23 protein-coding genes and 1 tRNA gene are annotated in these 21,536 nt (G+C 64.5%); 15 read left to right on the top strand and 9 right to left on the bottom strand.

The features are described from left to right. Nucleotides 1–44: 44 nt before the first annotated feature. Entirely contained in the window at nucleotides 45–656 is a 612-nt protein-coding gene (locus tag ACW7G6_RS00720) for an RNA polymerase sigma factor (RefSeq protein ID WP_456978979.1), read from the bottom strand. A 303-nt stretch (nucleotides 657–959) separates the two neighbouring features. Here ACW7G6_RS00720 and ACW7G6_RS00715 point away from each other — a divergent pair, with 303 nt between their 5' ends. The 3 genes from ACW7G6_RS00715 to ACW7G6_RS00705 are packed head-to-tail and all read left to right on the top strand — an operon-like array spanning nucleotide 960 to nucleotide 3,554. Next, on the top strand, nucleotides 960–1,388 hold the full coding sequence (locus ACW7G6_RS00715) for a DUF2231 domain-containing protein (protein ID WP_456978978.1): 429 nt from the start codon (nucleotides 960–962) through the stop codon (nucleotides 1,386–1,388). Then, a complete protein-coding gene (locus tag ACW7G6_RS00710) occupies nucleotides 1,385–2,671 on the top strand; it encodes a PQQ-dependent sugar dehydrogenase (RefSeq protein WP_456978977.1) in 1,287 nt (428 codons plus the stop codon). Before ACW7G6_RS00715 ends, ACW7G6_RS00710 begins: the two co-directional genes overlap by 4 nt. Before the next feature lie 49 nt (nucleotides 2,672–2,720). After that, nucleotides 2,721–3,554 (top strand): DODA-type extradiol aromatic ring-opening family dioxygenase, encoded by an 834-nt coding sequence (locus ACW7G6_RS00705; RefSeq protein WP_456997352.1) that lies wholly within the window; start codon nucleotides 2,721–2,723, stop codon nucleotides 3,552–3,554. 91 nt (nucleotides 3,555–3,645) lie between these two features. On the opposite strand, the gene ACW7G6_RS00700 is transcribed toward ACW7G6_RS00705, so the two are convergent. From ACW7G6_RS00700 to rsmD, 7 genes are all read right to left on the bottom strand, one after another. Further along, the gene (locus ACW7G6_RS00700; protein WP_456997351.1) at nucleotides 3,646–4,413 is read right to left on the bottom strand and encodes a TMEM43 family protein; all 768 of its coding nucleotides are present in this window, start codon (nucleotides 4,411–4,413) and stop codon (nucleotides 3,646–3,648) included. Next, complete coding sequence (locus tag ACW7G6_RS00695; RefSeq protein WP_456997350.1) at nucleotides 4,410–5,300, bottom strand: MBL fold metallo-hydrolase; 891 nt, start codon at nucleotides 5,298–5,300, stop codon at nucleotides 4,410–4,412. Before ACW7G6_RS00695 ends, ACW7G6_RS00700 begins: the two co-directional genes overlap by 4 nt. An 85-nt stretch (nucleotides 5,301–5,385) precedes the next feature. Beyond that, nucleotides 5,386–7,125, bottom strand: coding sequence for a gamma-glutamyltransferase (gene ggt, locus ACW7G6_RS00690; protein ID WP_456997349.1), 1,740 nt, complete (start codon nucleotides 7,123–7,125; stop codon nucleotides 5,386–5,388). A gap of 28 nt (nucleotides 7,126–7,153) precedes the next feature. After that, a complete protein-coding gene (locus ACW7G6_RS00685) occupies nucleotides 7,154–7,408 on the bottom strand; it encodes a YfhL family 4Fe-4S dicluster ferredoxin (protein WP_456978972.1) in 255 nt (84 codons plus the stop codon). 72 nt (nucleotides 7,409–7,480) lie between these two features. Then, the gene (locus tag ACW7G6_RS00680) at nucleotides 7,481–7,981 is read right to left on the bottom strand and encodes a hypothetical protein (RefSeq protein WP_456978971.1); all 501 of its coding nucleotides are present in this window, start codon (nucleotides 7,979–7,981) and stop codon (nucleotides 7,481–7,483) included. Nucleotides 7,982–8,087: 106 nt separating this feature from the next. Next, the gene (coaD, locus tag ACW7G6_RS00675) at nucleotides 8,088–8,591 is read right to left on the bottom strand and encodes a pantetheine-phosphate adenylyltransferase (RefSeq protein WP_456978970.1); all 504 of its coding nucleotides are present in this window, start codon (nucleotides 8,589–8,591) and stop codon (nucleotides 8,088–8,090) included. 57 nt (nucleotides 8,592–8,648) lie between these two features. Further along, nucleotides 8,649–9,278 (bottom strand): 16S rRNA (guanine(966)-N(2))-methyltransferase RsmD, encoded by a 630-nt coding sequence (gene rsmD / locus ACW7G6_RS00670; RefSeq protein WP_456978969.1) that lies wholly within the window; start codon nucleotides 9,276–9,278, stop codon nucleotides 8,649–8,651. A gap of 62 nt (nucleotides 9,279–9,340) precedes the next feature. Here rsmD and ftsY point away from each other — a divergent pair, with 62 nt between their 5' ends. From ftsY to ACW7G6_RS00650, 4 genes are read left to right on the top strand one after another with little or no spacing between them, the layout of a single operon-like run. Beyond that, a complete protein-coding gene (ftsY, locus tag ACW7G6_RS00665) occupies nucleotides 9,341–10,615 on the top strand; it encodes a signal recognition particle-docking protein FtsY (protein ID WP_456997348.1) in 1,275 nt (424 codons plus the stop codon). 16 nt (nucleotides 10,616–10,631) lie between these two features. Then, the gene (locus tag ACW7G6_RS00660; protein ID WP_456997347.1) at nucleotides 10,632–11,957 is read left to right on the top strand and encodes a hypothetical protein; all 1,326 of its coding nucleotides are present in this window, start codon (nucleotides 10,632–10,634) and stop codon (nucleotides 11,955–11,957) included. Then, nucleotides 11,954–13,018: an A/G-specific adenine glycosylase gene (gene mutY / locus ACW7G6_RS00655; protein ID WP_456997346.1), complete on the top strand. Its 1,065-nt coding sequence runs from the start codon at nucleotides 11,954–11,956 to the stop codon at nucleotides 13,016–13,018. The genes ACW7G6_RS00660 and mutY overlap by 4 nt, the downstream gene beginning before the upstream one ends. 29 nt (nucleotides 13,019–13,047) lie before the next feature. Next, complete coding sequence (locus ACW7G6_RS00650) at nucleotides 13,048–13,323, top strand: oxidative damage protection protein (RefSeq protein ID WP_456978965.1); 276 nt, start codon at nucleotides 13,048–13,050, stop codon at nucleotides 13,321–13,323. 6 nt (nucleotides 13,324–13,329) lie between these two features. On the opposite strand, the gene ACW7G6_RS00645 is transcribed toward ACW7G6_RS00650, so the two are convergent. Beyond that, nucleotides 13,330–13,758, bottom strand: coding sequence for a DUF6491 family protein (locus ACW7G6_RS00645; protein ID WP_456997345.1), 429 nt, complete (start codon nucleotides 13,756–13,758; stop codon nucleotides 13,330–13,332). A gap of 161 nt (nucleotides 13,759–13,919) precedes the next feature. Between ACW7G6_RS00645 and ACW7G6_RS00640 the strand changes: the two genes are divergently transcribed. The 8 genes from ACW7G6_RS00640 to dxs all read left to right on the top strand — a co-directional run bounded on the left by ACW7G6_RS00640 (nucleotide 13,920) and on the right by dxs (nucleotide 21,486). After that, a tRNA-Phe gene (locus ACW7G6_RS00640) sits at nucleotides 13,920–13,995 on the top strand. A gap of 116 nt (nucleotides 13,996–14,111) precedes the next feature. Beyond that, nucleotides 14,112–14,825 (top strand): zeta toxin family protein, encoded by a 714-nt coding sequence (locus ACW7G6_RS00635; protein ID WP_456978963.1) that lies wholly within the window; start codon nucleotides 14,112–14,114, stop codon nucleotides 14,823–14,825. 12 nt (nucleotides 14,826–14,837) lie between these two features. After that, on the top strand, nucleotides 14,838–15,035 hold the full coding sequence (locus ACW7G6_RS00630) for a hypothetical protein (RefSeq protein ID WP_456978962.1): 198 nt from the start codon (nucleotides 14,838–14,840) through the stop codon (nucleotides 15,033–15,035). Nucleotides 15,036–15,163: 128 nt separating this feature from the next. Beyond that, nucleotides 15,164–15,646, top strand: a complete 483-nt coding sequence (locus ACW7G6_RS00625; protein ID WP_456997344.1) for an LEA type 2 family protein — start codon at nucleotides 15,164–15,166, stop codon at nucleotides 15,644–15,646. 82 nt (nucleotides 15,647–15,728) lie between these two features. Beyond that, on the top strand, nucleotides 15,729–17,519 hold the full coding sequence (locus ACW7G6_RS00620; RefSeq protein ID WP_456997343.1) for an acyl-CoA dehydrogenase C-terminal domain-containing protein: 1,791 nt from the start codon (nucleotides 15,729–15,731) through the stop codon (nucleotides 17,517–17,519). A gap of 75 nt (nucleotides 17,520–17,594) precedes the next feature. Next, entirely contained in the window at nucleotides 17,595–18,293 is a 699-nt protein-coding gene (locus ACW7G6_RS00615) for an HNH endonuclease (protein WP_456997342.1), read from the top strand. Between the two features lie 64 nt (nucleotides 18,294–18,357). Then, complete coding sequence (locus ACW7G6_RS00610; RefSeq protein WP_456978958.1) at nucleotides 18,358–19,473, top strand: hypothetical protein; 1,116 nt, start codon at nucleotides 18,358–18,360, stop codon at nucleotides 19,471–19,473. A gap of 87 nt (nucleotides 19,474–19,560) precedes the next feature. Further along, nucleotides 19,561–21,486, top strand: a complete 1,926-nt coding sequence (dxs, locus tag ACW7G6_RS00605) for a 1-deoxy-D-xylulose-5-phosphate synthase (protein ID WP_456978957.1) — start codon at nucleotides 19,561–19,563, stop codon at nucleotides 21,484–21,486. The last annotated feature ends 50 nt before the right edge of the window (nucleotides 21,487–21,536 follow it).

Genomic DNA, 21,536 nt, shown 5'->3' with positions numbered 1-21,536 from the left:
CGCCTCCAGATCGGCGCGACAACGGTCCGTCATCCGTCCATTGCTCAGCCGTGCTGCCCATTGCGCCGCTGCGTCCTCTGTCTGGTTGTTCGAATGGGGGTGCTGCAACTCTGTTCACCTTCGCCTTGCTCGTGCGTATCCAGTTCCGATACTGCTTTCAGGAGGCGCCTGATTCCACGCACGATATGGTTTTCGACGACGTTCTCACTGACTCCCAGCCGGCGTGCTGTTTCCGCCTGCGACAATCCGTGTACCCGACGCAGCTCTATCACCTGCCGGCAGGTCCAGGATAGTTGCGACAGCAGTTTCGTCGCCCGCTCCAGCTCCTGGCTTGCCTCGGCGGCCCGGTCCGGCGTTGGGCCATCATCTATGACGTCCAGCCACTCGATTTCCGTCATCGCACGCGTGTTTTTATATCCGGCCGAGCGGGTCATGTCGATTGCCACCGCCCGGGCCGTGGTGAAGAAGTAGGACCGACCGGCGCGGATGTGCGCAACGGAGTCGAGTTCGGATATCCGGCAGTAGGCCTCCTGGATCACGTCGTCGACGTCGATCGCCCTGCGCCAATGGCGGATGAGCCAGCTGCGAACCACGGGTTCGTGCGGAAGGATTTCCTCCGCGACCCAGACTGCGATGCTGTTGTTGTCGGTGTGCATTGACGGACGCGGCTGAAAAGAGTGCATCGGAAAACGATGTGCACACGACGTTGCTGGCGCAGCGCATATGCGAAGTGCCCGACGATAGCGCTCAGTTGTGCAAGGGCTGTTACATCCGTCGCCGTGCAGCCAATGCCGGCGACTCCGGCGATCGTGCCGCCACGGACACCCAAACAGGCCGCGTTGGAGGCCTCGCTCAGGCACGGTTGACGGCCTGAGCACCCTGTTCCGCCAACGCCTTCCACGGGCCGCACTGCTACAGTGTCGGGAGCCTCATTTCAACCATCAAAGGGAGTAACCGCCATGGCTGTCACTGTCGACCGAGTGCCGCAAAGGGTGCTTCACCCCTTTCATGCGTTCCTGCTTGCCGGGGCCGTCCCGCTGTTCCTGGGCGCCCTGCTGAGCGACATCACGTATGCCCGCAGCTACCAGATCCAGTGGAGCAACTTCGCGTCCTGGCTGCTCGCCGGTGCGCTGGTCTTCGCCGGCTTCGCGCTGTTGTGGGCCGTCATCGACCTGCTCCGTGGCGATCGTCGCGGCGGGCGCCCGCTCGTCTACGTCCTGCTTCTGCTGGCGACCTGGGTGGTGGGCTTCATCGACTCCCTGATCCACGCCAAGGATGCGTTCGCGATCATGCCGACCAGCCTCATCCTGTCGGTGATCGTTGCCGTGCTCGCGTGCGCGGCGACCTGGCTCGGGTTCTCCAACCTTCGTACCGGAGGTGCAGCATGAAACGCCTGTTGACCGTCGTTGCCATGACGGCCCTGCTGGGCGCATGCGGCGGCAGCGACCCGGACTCGGCCCAGTACGGTGCTGATCCGACCCTCCCTGCCCCGGAACGCGGGCTGTTGCCCAATATGACCATTGCGAAGCCGGCGCTGTGGGGCGACCAGCTGCCGACCGTGCCTCAGGGCTACACGATCGCGGCCATCGCCACCGACCTCAACATCCCGCGCCAGACCCTGGTACTTCCCAACGGCGACATCCTGGTGGCCGAAGGCCGGGGCGGCGGCGCGGCAGCCCTGAAGCCGAAGGACGTGATCGCCGGCCGCATCAAGGCCAAGGGCAACACCACGGTCAAGAGCGGCAACCGTTTGACGTTGCTGCGCGACACCGATGGCGACGGCAGCTACAAGGAGCGGACCGTCTTCGCCGAGAACCTCAACGCGCCCTACGGGCTCGCGCTGGTCGACGGCCAGCTTTACGTGGCGAACCAGGATGCGCTGGTGCGCTTCGATTACCGCGATGGCCAGACCACGGCCAGCGGGGCGCCGGTCAAGGTCACCGACCTGCCGTCGGCGATCAACCATCACTGGACCAAGGCACTGACCGCCAGCCCGGACGGGCGTTTCCTCTACGTGGCCATCGGCTCCAACAGCAACATCACCGAGCGCGGGATGGATGCCGAAGTCGACCGCGCTCAGGTGTGGCAGGTGGACACGCAAACCGGGGCGCACAAGGTCTATGCCACCGGCCTGCGCAACCCCACCGCACTCGCCATCCAGCCGGGGACGGACGTCTTGTGGGCGGTGGTGAACGAGCGCGACGAGCTCGGTCCCAACCTCGTCCCCGACTACCTAACCTCGGTCCGCGAAGGCGGGTTCTACGGCTGGCCGTACAGCTACTGGGGCCAGAACGTTGATCCGCGCGTGCGGCCGCAGAACCCGGAAAAGGTGGCCTCCGCCATCACCCCGGACTACAGCCTGGGGTCGCATGTGGCTGCGCTGGGTCTGGATTTCTCCACGCCCACGATGGGTGCCCAGTTCGCGGACGGCGCGTTCGTCGGTGAGCACGGCAGCTGGAACCGCAAGGACCCTGTCGGCTACAAGGTGATCTTCGTGCCGTTCCGCAACGGTCGCCCCTCGGGCCCGCCGGTCGACTTCGCCACCGGTTTCCGTGGCGAAGACGGCAAGACCCGTGGCCGCCCGGTCGGCGTGACCGTGGATCCGCGCGGCGCACTCATCATCGCCGACGACCTGGCCAACACCATCTGGCGCGTGGCCCCGGCCCGCTGACCGACAACGATCCACGAGGCCATGCAGCAAACAGGCAAAGGTATCCACGGTGAACAACGACAAGCGTCCCAGCGCCGGCGATAACGCAAGGATGCCGGTGTTTTTCATCCCGCATGGCGCGGGCCCCTGCTTTTTCATGGATTGGAATCCGGGCGACACCTGGACCGGCATGGCGGGCTTCCTCAAGGGTGTGGCCGATACGCTTCCGGCCCGGCCGAAGGCCATCGTGCTGGTCTCCGGGCATTGGCTGGAGCCGCAGTTCAGCGTCACCGGCCACGCCCGGCCGCCGCTGATCTACGACTACTCCGGCTTTCCGCCGCACACCTATGAGCTGACGTATCCCGCGCCCGGCAACCCGGAGCTGGCGGCGCAGGTCGCTCAAATGCTTGACCCGGATGGGGCGGCGATCCGGGTGGATGGTAAACGCGGCTTCGACCACGGCATGTTCATCCCGCTGAAGTTGATGTTTCCGGCGGCGGAGATCCCGGTGATCCAGCTGTCGCTGCGCCGCGACCTGGACCCGCGTGCGCACATCGAAGCGGGCCGCGCACTGGCGGCGCTCCGCGACGAGGGCGTGCTGATCATCGGCAGCGGCATGAGCTTCCACAACATGCGCGGCTACGGCGATCCGCGTTTCACCCCGATCTCGGCCGAGTTCGACGCCTGGCTGACCACCGCGGCGGAAAGCTCGCCGGCGCAACGCAACGCCCTTCTGCAGGAATGGACGCTCGCTCCACACGCACGCGACTGCCATCCGCCGGGCGGCGAGGAGCACCTGCTTCCACTGCTGGTCGCCGCCGGCGCCGGCGATGACTCGACGGGGCGCAAGGTCTATTCGGAGACCGTCATGCAAACCACCATTTCAGCATTCCGCTTCGGCTGAGCAACCAGCGTGCGCGCCCGCGGCACCGCGGACAAGCCGCAGGCGGATGATCCCGATGTCGATGATCCGGCAGCCGGGCAGTGTATGCACGCTAACGCTTGAGTCTGCGGCGCAACAGCAGAGCGAGTACGAACGCCAGCGCCAGTGCACCGGCTGCTATCCAGAACCACCGGCCAGAACTTCCGGTCTGCAGAGAGTCTTGGCCCGCCGCCTGCAAGAGCCCTGTGGTTTGGGTTTCCAACTCCGGCCTGGTCGCCAGCTGCCACCTGCCATCCTCCAGCTCGACATGCCCCGACAACTCGGGAAGGCGCAATTGCCGCCAATGGATACGCAAATCGCCGATCTTGGGATCAAGCGGGTTGTCGGAGCTTCCAAGACCGTCGCCTTCCGGTTGGAAGGTGGCCGCCAGGTTGGCCCGCAAGCGTGAGAAACCCGGCCGAAAATCCTCCCATTGCCCCAGTGTTTTCAGCACTGAGAGGTCGAGCGGCCTGCCATCCAGACTGGCATCGGTAGCCCACCAACGCTGGCCTTGCAGTGGAATCTCCCCAGGGTTCTGGTGGCCCGGCGCGAATGCGGAGGAGTCGACCAAGGCCGGTTTCCAGACTCGCTCATAATCGCCATTGCGGTCGCGGTACCACTGGAACATCTCAACCCGCCGGTCCAATCCGAACTGGTCGGTGCGCACGCCGAACTCGGTGTCTTCGAGCACGCTGCCGGGCACCGGTTCGCCCACCGGCTTGGCGACGACCGCCTGCGCCGGCGCCGCCGTGCGGCCAGGCACCTGCGCGCCGACCGGCCACGGCGCAAGTGTCGCCACCGTCACCAGTACCCATGCCGCCAGTCCAGGCCGCCAGTTCATGCGGCCAGCGTCCTCGCCCGTAATTCCGCCACCTCGTGGCTGGTGCCGAACCTGCCCTTCTCGTTGCGGGTCACCTGGGCCAGCGCGCAACCGGGATCGTGGGTAAAGAACAGGCGCACGTTGCGCGCCATCTTGTCGGCCAGGAAGGTCTTTTTCTCGTCGATCAGCAACTCGGCATTGCGGTCGTAACCCATCGTGATCGGCACATGCACCCACGGCCGTCCGGGGACCAGGTCGGCGCAGAACACCACTCCGCCCTGGGATTGGCCGTCGATGACTTCCGGCCCGACGATCTCCGCCAGCATCAGGCCCGGCGTGTGGCCGTCGCTGTAATGGAAGCGCACCGCCTTGCCGAGGGTCTGCGAGAACTCGCCGTCGACCAGCTCAAGCTTACCGGTGGCCTCAAGCAATCCCGGAAGTTCGGGGATGAAGCTGGCGCGGTCGCGGGCGTGCGGCGCGGTGGCACGCTGCCAATGCTCCCGACCCACCACGTAACTCGCATTCGGGAACACCAGCCGCGGCGGTTGGCCTTCTTCCCACGGGGCCAGCAGGCCACCGGCATGGTCGAAGTGCAGGTGCGACAGCACGATTACATCGATGTCCGCCGGCTTGAATCCGGTTTCGGCCAGCGAGTCGAGCAGCACGTGGCGGTCCTCGACCACCCCATAACGCTCACGCAGCCTGGGCTCGAAGAAGGCACCGATGCCGGCCTCGAACAACACCGTCTTGCCCGCCAGCGGGCTGGCCAGCAGCGCGCGACAGGCCAGGTCGATGCGGTTTTGCTCATCGGGCGGCGCCCACTGGCTCCACATCGCTCGCGGCGCGTTGCCGAACATCGCCCCGCCATCGAGTTTCTGGCTGTTGCCGATCAGCGACCAGAGTTTCATCGTCGACTCCACAAGCTCGCAGCCGCGGCTGCATCCCGATCATGATGGGCGATCGGGATGCGCAAGGAAACCGTCGGCTCGGCAATCAATGCTCGTCGAGCTGTACCTCGGCCGAGCCGACCGGATTGCGTGGATCGGTACCGCCGTCCAGGGTGTCGGTCTGTTTGTCCCAGGCAACGGTTTGCAGGTTGCCCCAGGTACCCTCGCCAGCGTTGACCGTGTGGCCCATCGCCTGCAGAGCCTTGATGGTGCCGGCATCCAGCGCGTCCGGCTCAGCAGCAATCACGTCAGGCAGCCACTGGTGGTGGATGCGCGGCTCGGCCGCTACCTGTTGTGCATCCAGGCCGGCGTCATAGCCCAGGATGCCGATCAATACCTCGGTGATGATCCGGCTGCCACCGGGCGCACCCAGTGCGGCGAGCTTGTCTGGCGACTCGATGAAGGTCGGGGTCATCGAGCTGAGCATGCGCTTGCCCGGCTCGACCGCGTTGGCGGCAAAACCCATCACCCCGAACGCGTTGGGCGTGCCGGGCTTGAGCGCGAAATCGTCCATCTCGTTGTTGAGGATCACGCCGGTCCCGGGCGCAATCAACCCGGAGCCGTACAACAGGTTGACGGTCTGGGTTGCCGAGACGATGTTGCCTTCGGTATCGATGATCGAGAAATGGGTGGTCTCGTCATCCTCGAAGGACACTGGCTGGCCGGAAAGCAGCTCGCTGGGAGTCGCCTTGTCCGGGTGGATGGTCGCGCGCAGGCCGGCCGCGTAGGCCGGATCGGTCAGCAGCGCGATCGGCATCTGCACGAAATCCGGGTCGCCAAGATAAATGGTGCGATCCCGGTAAGCCCGGCGCATCGCCTCCACCAGCAAGTGGGTTCGCTCGGTCTGGTCGAGCTGGGACAAGTCCCACGGCTGCAGGATCTGCAGCATTTCCGCCAGTGCAACCCCGCCCGAGGACGGCGGCGGCGCGGTGACTACCTGCCAGCCGCGGTAATCGAACCTGATCGGTTCGCGCTCGCGCACCTGGTACCCGGACAACTCGGCGGCAGTCCAGTGACTACCCTCTTCCGCCACCGAGGCGAGCAGCTTGTCGGCCACCTCACCGCGGTAAAAACCGTCATGGCCATGCGCTGCCAGCAACTCCAGCGTGCGGGCCAGGTCGGGCTGCTTGAGGATCTCGCCGACCTTGGGCGGATCGCCATCGGCCAGGAATACCTCGCGGGTTCCACGGTAGCGCTCCATCACCTCGCTGCGACGCGCGTAGCCCTTCTCCAGCCGCTCGTATATCGGGAATCCATCACGGGCAACACGGATCGCCGGCGCCAGCGTGGTTGCCAGCGGCAGCTCGCCGTAGTCCTGCGCCAGCACGACCAGCGCGGCCGGCAATCCCGGAATACCGGCCGACCAAGCGCCGTTGGTCGCCCGGTCGCGATCCAGTTCGCCGTCCTCGTCGAGGTAGGCCTCCGGCGTCGCCACGATCGGTGCCGTCTCGCGTGCGTCGAGGAATATGTCGCGATCGGTACTGGCGTCGTGGAGCAGGAAGAAACCACCGCCGCCGAGCCCGGAGCTGATCGGCTCGACCACCGACAACGTCGCTGACACCGCAACCGCCGCATCGAACGCGTTGCCGCCCTGGGCAATGATCTCCAGCCCAGCCTCGGTCGCAAGCGAATGACCACTGGCGATCACCGCCCCGGGAGGGGTGTTGGTGGCGGCTTGGGGCGCTGGTGCCTGCTCCGGCGAGCTCGCGCACCCGGTGAGGCCAACGGTGAGTGTGGTGAAGGCCAGCAAGCCAGCCAGCGTCAGCGTTCGTGGTGTATTGCGCATCAAGTCGCCCTCTTTGGCGTCGCAGGGTTTACCCGGTACCGGTTTGCAGCTTCAGCAATTTGCCCAGCAGCTGCTCATGGGTTTCCGGGAAGTTCGGGTCCGGGTCGATACATTCCACTGGGCAGACGACCACGCACTGCGGCTCGTCAAAATGTCCCACGCACTCGGTACACAGCCCCGGGTCGATTACATAGATGTCTTCACCCTGGGTGATCGCCCCGTTGGGACAGGCCGGTTCACAGACGTCGCAATTGACGCAAATCTCGTTGATCTTCAGGGCCATGGCATGACGCGGCGCCGTGGCCCGCGAAAGGATCCGTTGATTACAGTTTCAAGGATGTCTGTCGAAAGAAGACTACTTCGCCTCGACAAACACGTATTCGACACCGGCCGGCTCAACGGCAGCCTTGACCCGGTCATTATCGACGGCTTCACCGATGAACAGCAGCCTGACGTTGTTCATTGAACCCGGATCGACCTTGGCGAAAGCGCCGACCACGATATCGGCCATCATCGCCGACTCGGGTGAGCCAAACGCCACCAGGTTGCCTTCCACGATACCGCGCTGCATCGCGATCTCGATCTCTTCCTTCAGGCGCTCATGGGCACCCTCGAAGCCCGCACTGTCGCTGCCGGGCAAATAGTAGAGGTACGGGCTGTTGGTGACCTCGCCCATGTTGCTGGTCACTACCTGCGACAGATAGCTGCCCCAAGCGTTGTCGTCATTGGTGGTCGGCGCAGTCAACGGTGCCTTCGCCACGGCTACGATTTCTTCGGCCTTGTCGGCCTTGTCGCAGGCCGCCAGCAGCGGCATCGAAAGCAGAGCAATCAGGATCAGACGGGTGGTGGTGTTCATGGCATTCCCCTTCGGTCAAATATCAAGTTTCAATTGGACAACGTCGATTTGAAGCTGCGTCGGTTTGATCGGCGTCGATTTGGAACGGCGTCGGTACGGCAAGTGCTCAAGCGTCACTACGTTGCCATTGCGTTTGCAGCGCCTTGGCAACGGCTGGCGGCACGAAGCCGGAGACGTCGCCCCCGAGGCGGGCAATCTCGCGCACCAGCGATGATGAAATAAAGCTGTATTGCTCGGCCGGAGTCAGGAACAGCGTTTCCACCTCCGGTATTAAATGGCGGTTCATGCTTGCCATCTGGAACTCATATTCGAAATCCGACACCGCGCGCAAGCCACGCAGCAGTACTCCTGCCCCCAGACCGGACACGAAATGGGCCAGCAGGGAGTCGAACCCGCACACTTCCACGTTGGCGTGGTGGCCCAGCGCCTGTTGCGCCAACTCGACCCGAAGCTCCAATGGCAAGGCAGGACTCTTGCTCGGGCTCTCCGCGACCCCGACGATGAGCCGGTCAAACAATGGCGCGGCGCGGTCGACCAGGTCGATATGGCCGTTGGTCACCGGGTCGAAGGTTCCCGGGTAGACAGCGATGCGGTGGCGGGCCGGTGTCATTTGATGGCGGGCTCAAGAAGATTGGAACCCGGGTTTTCCGGGGTTGAGGGGAGTGTATCAACCGAGACCGGCGTCCTGCTGGTCAGTCGTGATGCCGGCACGCCGATACACGGCATACCGCACCTCGCGGGTACGGCCCTCGCGGTGCAGTATCCACCCGTGCGGCAGGACAATGGGCTCGGCCAGCGGTGCCTCGACATACAGCCAGGCATCGTTGGCCAGCACCGGCAGCAGTCCCGCCAATACCGGCTCCCACTGCCCGGAAGCGAATGGCGGGTCAACGAAGGCGATATCGAAGCTGGCGCGCGGTTGCGCCGGCAGCCAGACCAGTGCGTCCGCCCGGATGACCTTGGCGACCTCGCCGCCCGGCAGCCGCTCGGCGGTCGCCTGCAAGCTTGCCGCCAGCTGGGGGTCGCGCTCGACCAGTACCGCTGACGCCGCGCCACGGGAAACCGCCTCCAGCCCGAGTGCCCCGCTGCCAGCAAACAGGTCCAGAACCCGTGCGCCGGGCAAGGCCGGCATCAACCAGTTGAACAAGGTCTCGCGGACCCGGTCGGATGTTGGGCGCAGCCCGCTGGCGGCACCCACCGGCAGCTTGCTGCCGCGCCAGCGCCCGGCAATGATCCGGACCTGGCCGGGGCCACGGAACACGGGACGGGCGGGCTTTGGAGCGGGTTTCTTGATCATTCGCAATGACAGGCCAGTGCTAGCATGTGCCTATTCTCGCGCATTCGTGAAACCAACCGTCGATGGTCAGCCTCTTCCGCCGAAAAAAGCCAGGGACCGGTCCGTCCGAGCGTCGTTACAGCACCGAAGAACTGGCGGCTGCGTTCCCGAGCCCGGCACCGGCGAGCAACGAGTCTTCGGCACCCGAGGCTCCTGTCGTACCGGTTCCGGCTCCAGCGGCGGCTCCGGCCTCAACTCCGCCGCAAGCTCTGGCACCAGCTCCCGCTCCCGCTCCAACTCCGGAACCCGAGCCGGCCCCGGCGCCACCTGGCTTGCCCAGGCCTGCGGACTCGCCGCAGCCTGCCGTTGCGCCGAGTCAGCAGGTCGCCTCGACACCGGTCATCCATCCTGCCGCATCGGTCGACAAGCCGGTCGCTGCCGACCGACCGAGCTGGCGCGAGCGCCTGCGGGGCACCGGGTTCGCCCGCAGCTTCGGCGGACTGTTCCATGGCAACCCGAAACTTGATGACAACCTGCTCGACGAGATCGAGACCGCACTGATCATTGCCGACGTCGGGGTAACGGCGACCACCGACCTGGTCGAGGACCTGCGCAAGCGCATGAAGGCACGCGAATTCGCCGATTCGCGCGCCTTGCTGCAAGCATTGCGCGCCGACCTGGTCGCATTGCTGGCGCCGGTTGCGGTGCCATTGTCGATCCGCAGCGACGCCCGTCCATTCGTGATCCTGACCGTGGGGGTCAACGGCGTCGGCAAGACCACCACGATCGGCAAGCTGGCGCGCAGGTTCAAGGATGAAGGCCGGTCATTGATGCTGGCTGCCGGCGATACCTTCCGCGCCGCCGCGGTGGCCCAATTGCAGGCCTGGGGCGAGCGCAACCAGGTGCCGGTAATTGCGCAAGGGCAGAACGCCGATGCCGCCTCGGTTGCCTTCGATGCATTGCAGGCCGCCCAGGCACGCAACATCGAGCTCCTGATCGCCGATACCGCCGGACGCCTGCATACACAGCAAGGCCTGATGGCCGAGTTGGGCAAGATCAAGCGGGTGATCCAGAAACTCGACCACGATGCGCCACACGAAGTGCTGATGGTGATTGATGGCACCACCGGCCAGAACGCGCTGTCGCAGTTGCGCCAGTTCAACGCCGCAGTCGGGGTGACCGGGCTGGTGGTGACCAAGCTGGACGGCACGGCCAAGGGCGGCGTGGTGTTTGCATTGGCGCGCGAGTTCGGCATCCCGATCCGCTTTGCCGGCATTGGCGAGCGCCCGGAGGACCTGCGCGTGTTCGATGCCGAAGCCTTCGTCGACGCGTTGTTGCCCGAGGCGATCGGCGCCTAGCGCCGGCGGCCTGCGCGTGGGCGCCCCAGCAGCGCCAACCGGGACCGAGCGAGGAGCCCGCCAGTGGCGAAAGATCATCGCCAAGGGTGCAGGCGCGTTCCTGCTGTTGATGTTCGCGCTTACCCTCGGCTGGTTCACCCGCCCCGGCCAGGTCGCGGATCTGATTCTGGAACGGGTCGGGCAGGCATTGGGATTGGAGATCACCTCCAGCGGCGCAAGTGAGTACCGTCTGCGCGGTACCCCCAGGCTTGTGGTGCGCGATGTCATCGCCCGCCAGCCGGGCGCCGAAACACCGTTACTGACCGCCGAGCGCATCTACCTGTCGCTGCCGTGGACAACGCTGCGCGCGGCCGGTGGAGACCTCACCGTGCAGCGCGCGGAACTGGACGCGCCACGAGTCGACCTCGCCGCATTGCAGCATTGGCTCGACAGCCGGCCACCGGGCGGGGAGTTTCGCATCCCGACCATCACCGATGGGGTCCAGGTCACCCGGGGCGAGATCATTGGCGACGGTTGGTCGATCGACCGGATCGGTCTGGACACGCCATCGCTGCATCCGGAAAGTGCGCTTGCGGCTCGAATCAGCGGCAGGGGTCGCTTCGGCACCACCATCGCCCCGTTCGACCTGCAGTGGGCCCTGACTCGGCCAACGCTGGATGCGGGCCTTGGCGCCGCCGGCATTGTCACCGTGGTCACGCCCGACTGGCGCCTGCCGATGCAGTTGCAACTGTCGGGACAACTGCACGATGGCGATGATGGCCTCGGGCTTGACCGCTTCCAGGCGGGCGCCGACATCCGCTGGTTGGATCGCAGCCCTGCCGGCTCCCGGGATCTGGCGTTTGCCTATGGCGTTGCCGGGCCGCTGCGTTACCGCGCGGGCAACATCAGCATCATTCCCATGGGCACCGTGCTGCGTGGCGGCGGGCCGATACCGAGCTTCGACGCCCGTGGTGCTCTTGCCTGGGGCGACACGTTGGCATTGCAACTCGACGGTGTAATCGCCGAATGGCCTGACAGTTGGCCGGCGCTGCCAGCGCCACTGGACCAGTCGGGCTCACCACTGCCGTTCAAGGTCGACTACACCGGCCCGCTCGATCTGTCCGGGGTCACCTCCCTGCAACTGGAACGTGATGACACCCGCCTCGACAGCCGCTTGCAATTGCCTGCAATCCTGGATTGGCTGGACCAGCTCGACACCGGCACCCCGTTGCCGCCACTCAGCGGCACCCTGGTTACGCCACGCATCGAAATTGCCGGCGCAACCCTGACCGGGGTGGAAATCCGGTTCGACAATGGTGACGACGAGCACCCGGGCGATTCCGAAGACAGCGTCGACCCATGACACCGGAGCCAGCCGACTTTGCCGGACGCCTGCTCGTCTGGTTCGATCACAACGGGCGCCATGACCTGCCCTGGCAGCATCCGCGCACGCCTTACCGGGTATGGCTGTCGGAGATCATGCTGCAGCAGACCCAGGTCAAGACCGCCGCGCCCTACTTCGAGCGTTTCGTGGCGGCGCTTCCGAGCCTGCCCGCCCTGGCCGCCGCGCCGCTCGACGATGTCCTCGCACTGTGGTCGGGACTGGGTTACTACACCCGCGCCCGCAACCTGCATAACGCCGCCAAGCTATGCATGGAACGTCACGACGGCGACTTGCCACGTGATGTCGACGCGTTGATCGCCCTGCCCGGCATTGGCCGCAGTACCGCCGCGGCGATCGCGGCGCAAGCCTGGGGCGACCGGCACGCGATCCTGGATGGCAACGTCAAACGGGTACTGGCGCGCTACCACGGTGTGACTGGCTGGCCCGGCTCGCCGGCAATCGAGAAGCAGCTGTGGGCGCTGGCAGAGTTACATCTGCCCACCTCGCGTCTGCGCGACTACACCCAGGCCCAGATGGACCTTGGCGCGACCCTGTGCACGCGCAGCAACCCGCGTTGCGTCTCATGTCCATTGCAGGGCAATTGTGTTGCGCGTATCGAAGGCCGCAGCAGCGAACTGCCAACCCGCAAGCCAGTCAAGGCCATCCCGCAGCGCCACGCGCACGTACTCTGGCTGCAGGACGTCGATGGCCGGGTGCTGTTGCAGCAACGCCCGCCGGTAGGCATCTGGGCCTCGCTGTGGACCTTGCCGCAGGCCGACGACGAGGCGGGCGCACGCGACTGGTTCGCCCGCCACCTGGCGGGTGACCTTGATCACGACGGGTTCGACCAGGGAGAAACCCTGCCGACCATCGCCCACGCCTTCAGCCACTACCGGCTGGCACTGCAACCACGGCGCTGGCGCGGCGTTACCTTGGGCGGCGCGGTGGGCGACAATGCCGATCTGCGCTGGGTCGCCAACGGACAATTGGGGAGCCTCGGCATCCCCGCGCCCATCCGCCGGTTGCTGGAAGCCAACTGAGCGCGCACCCGATCCAAGGAGAACTGGTAATGGCCCGTACCGTCTACTGCGAATACGAAAAACGCGACGCCGAAGGACTCGATTTCGCACCCTGGCCGGGCGACGCCGGCAAGCGGGTATATGCCCATATCGGCAAGCCGGCCTGGGCCAAATGGCTGGCGCATCAGACCATGCTGATCAACGAGAACCGCCTGTCGCCGATGGACCCCAATCACCGTGCCTTCTTGCAGGAGCAGATGCTGAAGTTCCTGTTCGAAGGCAACGTCGAGCAAGTGGCGGGCTACGTTCCGCCCGAAGGTGATTGAGCCGCGCTACTTGCCTTCAACATCGTCGCGGGCGGCGTCTTCGGCCTTCTTCAGGGCTTTGACATCCAGCGGCAGGATTTGCTGGATCCGGCACGGGAAGCTGGTGACTCCGGGATCGAGCACCACCACGCTGTCCATCCCGGAAAAGACCGTCCCACCCTGCCCGCTGAAACTGATGGCGTGCCCGTATTCCAGGCCCGGACAGCTCCCGCCCAGCTCCAGCAGATAGGCCTGGTTGCGCCGGGTCCAGACCGTCAGCGCGCTATCGCCCAGCGGAGTCCAACTGTAGAGAGTGCCAAAATTGTGGAAGCTGTTGACCGGTGCCCCGGCATGCGCCCGGTGGATCTCCAGGCGTTGATCGTCGGGCAAGGTCGCGGTAGTGGCGCAAGCGGTCAGCAGCGCTGCGACGGCGACCGAAAGGAAGATACGTTTCATGTCTGCTCCCGGGTTGGCGAAGGAGGCGTTCAAGAGTGCATGGTGCACCGTGAGTTGCGATGAGTCTGGCACGAGCGCGCACACATTCAGCTCACATCCGGCTTGCCACCTACGCCATCAGCCCGCTATCATGCCGCTCCTTCACGGCCAGCCCGTGACAGGGCCGGGTAGCTCAGTTGGTAGAGCAGGGGATTGAAAATCCCCGTGTCGGGGGTTCGATTCCCTCCCCGGCCACCATTTGGTGGCGTGTGAGATGCAAGCCCTGCAATGCTGTCGAGCACTGCGGGGTTTTTCGTTTGTGAGGGTGAGCCATGGAGGCTTAGTAAAATTGTCCGGCCCCGTAGGAGATCGTCTTGGAGCTGAGCCCCGAAGATCAAATTGTCATGGGCGCCGCCAACGCATACGCGCAAGCCAATCGGAAGGCTATTGCCGCGGAGCGGACAGACCCCCATGTCTACCTATCTGAAAAGTCGCCAGTCTCTGTCTTCATGGCCGGGTCACCTGGCGCAGGGAAGACTGAAGCATCGATAGAACTTCTGGCCCAGCATGGAGATCGTGTTCTACGGATCGATCCGGACGAGCTGCGGGAATTGCTGCCCGGCTATGAAGGACACAACGCCAGCCTCTTCCAACGAGCTGTTTCGACCTTGGTGAATCGGATGCTCGATCTGGCATTTAAGCAAAGTCAGACGTTTTTGCTCGATGGCACACTCACCAACTACTCAATCGCTGCCCACAACATTGATCGGTCGCTACAGCGAAAGCGCGTCGTTCAGATCCTTTATGTGTACCAGGAGCCTCACCAAGCCTGGGAATTCGTTCAGGAACGGGAAGCTCTTGACGGGCGGCACATTCCTCCAGAACAGTTCATACACCAGTACTTCGAAGCGCGTAACGTTGTGAACAGGCTGAAGAAGACTTTCGGCCGTTCGATCAGTGTAGATCTACTACTCAAGAATATTGACGGCACCAACGGTATGTACGTCGACAACATCGACCTGATCGATGGGCACATTCCTGAAAAGTACGACGAAACGGCCCTACGCCGGATCCTGAGCACCATCTAGAGAAATCAGAAAATGTTCGATTTATTCAAGACCAAGAAGGTATCGTCCACACCCTTCTCTGACTTCATTCGCAATGCCTCTTCCAAAGAGAAGAAGAAGGTCTACAAGGTCGTGCTGGTCAAAGCCACCGAACGCCAAAAGAGCATCATCGAGAAGCGCCGTGCTGAATCCGGTAGCTCTACGAGGACGTTCCACGCACAGTCGCGGTAACTCTTGATCCGCCTTCTAATTGCAGAACCCCGCTTTGCGGGGTTTTTGCTTTTGCCCCATCGTCATGCAACTGCCCGCACCATGCGCCGTAGTATCCTCGACGAAACAGACACCATCGGGGACGAACAATGACTACCACGCGTTGGACAAGCTGGCTCGGATTGGCATCATGCGTATTGCTGCTGGCAGCTTGCGCCAGTGGTCCGGTGCGCCGCGTGTCGGAGCCGTCCGCACGGATCCAGCAGTTGACCGTACTGGCCGATGGCAGCTGGTCGGCCGAGTTGCGGATCGAGAATTTCAGCAGCATCCCGATGCGGTTCGACTCACTGCGCCTCGCCCTTGAGGTGGGCGACCAGGAAGCCGGCGCGCTGGCTGCACAGCCGGCGCTGACCATCGGCCCGGAATCTGCCGACGTGATCACCGTGACACTCGCGCCTTCGGTGGCCGCAAAACTTGAAGTCGCCGATGCACTGGCCCGCAACCAGGGTCTGGATTACGCGCTTGAAGGAACCATCACCGCGACGCCCGACGATGAGCGCCAGCGTGAATACAAGATCGAGCGCAACAGCACGTTGAGTCCGGCACCGGGACTACCTGGCGTGTTGCGCTGAGCAGCGGGCAGCCAGACTCCCGTAATTTGCGGTCCATCCAAGCTCCCGATCCATCCAAGCCTTCGCCCAACCGAGGTCCTCGATGAGCCAGTACAAAGTTCCCCTTCGTGACATGCAGTTCGTCCTGTTCGATGTGCTCGACAGCGAGGCCGAGTTCCAGCGGCTGGGCTTCACCGATGTCAGTCGCGACCTGCTCGACGCGGTCCTGGAGGAGAGCGCGAAGTTTGCCGAGAACGTGCTCGCACCGCTCAACGAAGTCGGCGACCGCGAAGGCTGCACGTTCGACAAGGCGACCGGTGCCGTCACCACGCCGACCGGCTTCCGGCAGGCCTACCAGCAATACGTGGAGGGCGGCTGGACCGGACTGGTGTCATCGGTCGAGTTCGGCGGCCAGGGCCTGCCGCACCTGGCTGGCTTCGCGCAGAAGGAAATGATCGATGCCGCCAACCTGGCCTGGGGAAACTTTCCATTGCTCTCCCACGGCGCCACCGAGGCACTGCTGCACCACGGCGAGGACTGGCAGCGCGAGGTATTCCTCAAGCCCTTGGTCGAAGGCCGCTGGACCGGCACCATGTGCCTGACCGAGCCGCATTGCGGCACCGATCTCGGCCTGCTGAAGACCCGTGCCGAACCGAACGACGATGGCAGCTACTCGATCACCGGGACCAAGATCTTCATCACCGCCGGCGATCACGACCTGACCGAAAACATCATCCACCTGGTGCTGGCGCGGCTGCCGGATGCGCCCGCCGGCAGCAAGGGCATCTCGCTGTTCGTGGTCCCCAAGATCCGCATTGCGCGCGATGGCAGTACAGGAGACGCCAACGCGGTGCGTTGCGGCAGCATCGAGCACAAGATGGGCATCCACGGTTCGGCGACGTGCGTGATGAATTTCGACGGCGCGCAGGGCTATCTGGTCGGCAAGCCGCACAAGGGCATGGTCGGAATGTTCACCATGATGAATGCCGCGCGCCTGGCGGTGGGACTGCAGGGGTTGGGCCTGTCGGATCGTGCATTCCAGAACGCGTTGGCCTACTCGCGTGAGCGGTTGCAGATGCGCTCGCTGTCGGGCCCGAAATTTCCCGACAAACCTGCCGACCCGATCATCGTGCATCCCGATGTGCGCCGCATGTTGTTGACTTGCAAGGCACTGGTGGAAGGGGGCCGGGCCATGAGTTATCACGCCGGGCTGCAGATCGATATCGCCCAGAACGCCACCGACCCGACCGAGCGCGAGCAGGCCGATGCGCTGGTGGGTTTCATGACCCCGATCGTGAAGGCCTGCCTGACCGAATGGGGTGTGGAATGTACCTACCACGCGGTGCAGTGCTACGGCGGCCACGGCTATATCGCCGAGAACGGCGTTGAGCAACTGGCCCGCGACGCGCGGATCACCACGCTGTATGAAGGCACCACCGGGATCCAGGCGCTGGACCTGGTCGGCCGAAAGATCCTGCAGCTGCAAGGTGCCGGGTTGAAGGTAATGCTGGGCATGATCGAGCAGTTCTGCAGCGACAATGCGGACAACGCCGCGGTCGCCGAGTTCATCGCACCGCTGCGCGCCGGGGCCGACGAGTGGCAACGGCTGACGATGCAGATCGGCAAGCGTGCGGCCACCGACCCGGACGAGGTCGGCGCGGCCGCCTATGACTACCTGATGTACTCGGGCTATGTCGCCCTCTCCTACTGGTGGGCACGCAGCGTTGCCGCCAGCGAAGGGTCAACGCAGCCGGAGGGATTCAAGGCCGGAAAATGCGAGACCGCCCGGTTCTATTTCGCACGGATCCTGCCGCGTACGCTGGCTCACGCAGCGGCGATCGACAGTGGCAGCAGTTCGCTGATGGCGCTGGACGCTGGACAGTTCGACGCCTGAGGATGGCGCAACCCGTCGCAAGCGCGCGCAGGCCCGATCCAAATCGCCACAAATCAGGTATATGCTCGATTTCCAATGGAGATCGATACAGCACCGTTATCGCTGGTCCGCTCTGGAATCCACGCCGGATACAGCAACCGGCCGGACCCGGGTGATCCCCCGTTTGGCTCGTCCACGCTCGACTCGCGCCACGCACTGGAGCATCTCAACGCGGTGCGGCTGCTGTCGCTGGATGCCTACGGCCAGGCACTCAGCTGGATAAACTGGCAACAGGCGGCGTGTCTGTATGCCCGCGATGCGGTGGCATGGACGCTCGGTGACCCGTGCCTGGAAGTCCACGGTGGCTTCAACCGGCTCAGTGGCCAGCGCAGCCTGATGGAGCTGCACCCGATCGTGGCGGCACGCGGGCATGCCCGCTCCCGTGCGATCAACCCGACCCCGTCCCTGACCAACCCGGCATTGTTCGCCCGCGACGCGCACCTGTGCCTGTACTGCGGCGACGAGTTCCATCGCCCGCAGCTGACGCGTGACCATGTCATGCCGGTATCCCGCGGCGGCCGCGATATCTGGGAGAACGTGGTCTCCGCCTGTTTCCACTGCAACTCGCGCAAGGGAAACCGCACCCCGCAGCAAGCCCACATGCCATTGCTCGCCGTACCCTACCGGCCCAGCTGGATCGAACACCTGATCCTGTCCAACCGCAACATCCTGGCCGACCAGATGGCGTTCCTGAAAAGCCAGTTGCCCAGGAAACATGTCCGCTCGTTTTCCTGAGCACAATGTTTGACGCCTGCAAACGGTTCCGCAACACTGGCGGATTGAAAAATTGGATTCGATAATGGCCCTTACCCTTGGCCTGACCGGCATGGATCCGGCGACCGAAACTTCGTTAAAGGCCGCTTTCACGGATGCCAATGGGCGCTTGGGCTCCGCATGGCAGTTGATGCCCGCCGCCGCGGCCGAGTACGTCGTCGTCGATATGGACAGCATGTACGGGCCAATGAGCTGGTTGCGACTGCATGCGTCGGGCAAGACCGTGATCGGACTGACGTCGGCGCCGCGCACCCAGGCCGATCTGCTGCTGGCCCAGCCGTTTGATGCGGGCTCGCTGTTTTCCCTGCTCTCACAGATCGCGCCACAGCCGGCCGCCGCCGTCGCACCCACAAGCACGACTACGGAAAAGTCGCCCGCGACCGATTTGCCACCGGCTGCACCGCCAGTAGACAAGACAGCCAAAACGCCATCGCTTGACGAGGTACCTGCCGCCGCAGGCCCATCGCCGGTGGCGTCGGAGACGCTCGATCCCGTCGAGCCGCCCGGCCTGGCTGTAGCCGCCGATGTCGCACCGGCGTTGCCCGACGACGAGCCAAAGACCGGGCCGGACGCTCCAGCCGATTCGGAACCGTCTACATTCGCCGAGTGGCTTGCTTCCGGGCGTCTTGCCAGCCAGGTCAAATTCGAGCGTGACGGTCTGGCGTTGCTGGTCGATACCGCCCGCAACCAATACTTTGGCCCCAGCAGCCTGAAGCCATTGGCCGCTCATGTAACCAGCCAGGCCGATGCCGACGATTTCGTCTCCGTCCCTGATTGGGACAGCGAGATAGCCAGGATTGGCGCATCGCAGCCGTTGACGCGACTGGTCTGGTACGCAGGACTGCTGTCGAGCCAAGGCCGCCTGACGCCGGGATTCGACCCCAAAGCGCGTTACCAGCTGTTGAAATGGCCGCAAACCGAGCGCGAATACCCCAAGCATTTCCGGATTGCGACCACCATGATGAAAGGCCCGACGACGTTGCCTGACATCGCCGAGGCAAGCGGGGTTTCCATCGCGGAGGTGACCGACTTCGTCAACGCCAGCCTCGCCACCGGTTTCGCCGATATCGAGCGCTTGCCCGAGCCGGCACCGGAGCCGCAAAAATCCGGCGGCCTGTTCGGACGCCTGCGCGGACGCTGAGGGCCACTACCGCTGCCAGTCAGGTCCCACCTTGCTCCGTTCCAACGCGAGCGGGACAATGGCGTACTACCGTCCGACTCCGTATTGATGATTGATTCGCAACGCTACCCGCGTCTGTCACGTATCCAGACCCCCGCCGACCTGCGCCAGTTCCCCGCCGAGGAACTGTCTGCCATCGCCGGAGAGCTCCGTGCGTACCTGATCGAGCAGGTCGCTCAATCGGGCGGTCATTTCGGCGCGGGTCTGGGCGTGATCGAATTGACGGTCGCATTGCATTGGCTATACGACACTCCCACCGACCGACTGGTCTGGGACGTTGGCCACCAGACCTACCCGCACAAGATCCTCACCGGTCGCCGGGACCAGATCCACACCGTCAAGCACAAGGACGGCGTGGCGCCCTTCCCCAAGCGCGACGAGTCCGAATACGACACGTTCGGCGTCGGCCACAGCTCGACCAGCATTTCCGCCGCAATCGGCATGGCAATCGCGTTGCAGCACGTCGGCGACGAGCGCAAGGTGGTTGCGGTGATCGGTGACGGCGCGATGACTGCCGGCATGGCATTCGAGGCGCTGACGCACGCCGGCGGCATGGGCAACGACCCCGGCGGCGTTGAACCCAACGTGCTGGTGATCCTCAACGACAACCAGATGTCGATCTCCGAGAACGTCGGCGGCGTGACCCGGATGCTCGGACGCCTGACCGGCAGCCGCACCCTCAACGCCCTGCGCGAAGGCGGCAAGAAGTTGCTGGGCGACAAGAACCGCCCCCCGGCACGCTTCATCCGCCGTTGGGAAGAGCACTGGAAAGGCATGTTCGTGCCGTCCACGTTTTTCGAGGAGGTCGGCTTCCATTACACCGGTCCCATCGATGGCCATGACATGGAAGCACTGGTCGCCACGCTGAAAACCCTGCAAGGCATGAAGGGCCCGCAGCTGCTACACATCATCACCACCAAAGGCAAGGGCTACGAGCCCGCCGAGGGCGACCAGATCGGCTACCACGCGGTCAGCCCGTTTGATCCGGACCTGGGCATGATCAGCAAGACCGGGGCGAAGAAGCCGACCTATACCGACGTGTTTGGCGACTGGATCTGCGACATGGCCGCCGCCGACCAGGCATTGCTGGGCATCACGCCGGCGATGCGGGAAGGCTCCGGTCTGGTGCGCTTCAGCAAGCAGTACCCGCAACGCTACTTCGATGTCGCCATCGCCGAGCAGCACGCGGTCACCCTGGCGGCGGGCATGGCCTGCGAAGGCGCCAAGCCGGTGGTTGCGATCTATTCGACGTTCCTCCAGCGCGGCTATGACCAATTGGTACACGATGTGGCGCTGCAGGAGCTGGACGTGCTGTTTGCGATTGATCGCGGCGGCGTGGTCGGCCCCGATGGCGCCACCCATGCGGGCAACCTTGACCTGAGCTACCTGCGCTGCGTGCCCAACATGGTGGTGATGGCGCCAGCGGACGAAAACGAGTGCCGGCAGATGCTTTCCACCGGCTTCCGCTTCAAGGGCCCGGCGTCAGTGCGCTATCCGCGCGGCGTCGGCCCGGGCGTGGAGGTCCAGGCAAGCCTCGACACCCTGCCGATCGGCAAGGCGCACTTGCGCCGCGAGGGCTCCAGCATCGCACTACTGGCCTTCGGCGCACTGGTCCAGGTTGCCGAACAGGTGGGCAGCGAATTGGGACTGAGCGTGGTCAACATGCGCTTCGTCAAACCATTGGATCGCCAATTGCTGCTGGAACTGGCGGAGACCCACGAAGGCTTTGTCACCCTGGAAGACAACGTCGTCGCCGGTGGCGCCGGCAGCGGCGTGGCCGAGCTGCTGGCGGCTGAGGGCATCACCCTTCCGATCCTGCATCTGGGCTTGCCGGACGCTTTCCAGCACCACGCCAGCCGCGAGGAGTTGCTGAGCGAAGCCGGACTGGATGCGGACGGCATCCGCGTGGCCGTACTGGCGCGCTGGCCGGCATTGGCTGTCACGTCGTCCGGCGGGGCGGCCAGGACCGCCTGACCAGGGATCGCCTGACCAAGGCCGCCTGAAAAGCAAACGCCCGGCAATGC

Source organism: Lysobacter sp. A421, from assembly GCF_054052145.1.
This window is presented reverse-complemented; position numbering and strand designations above follow the sequence as displayed.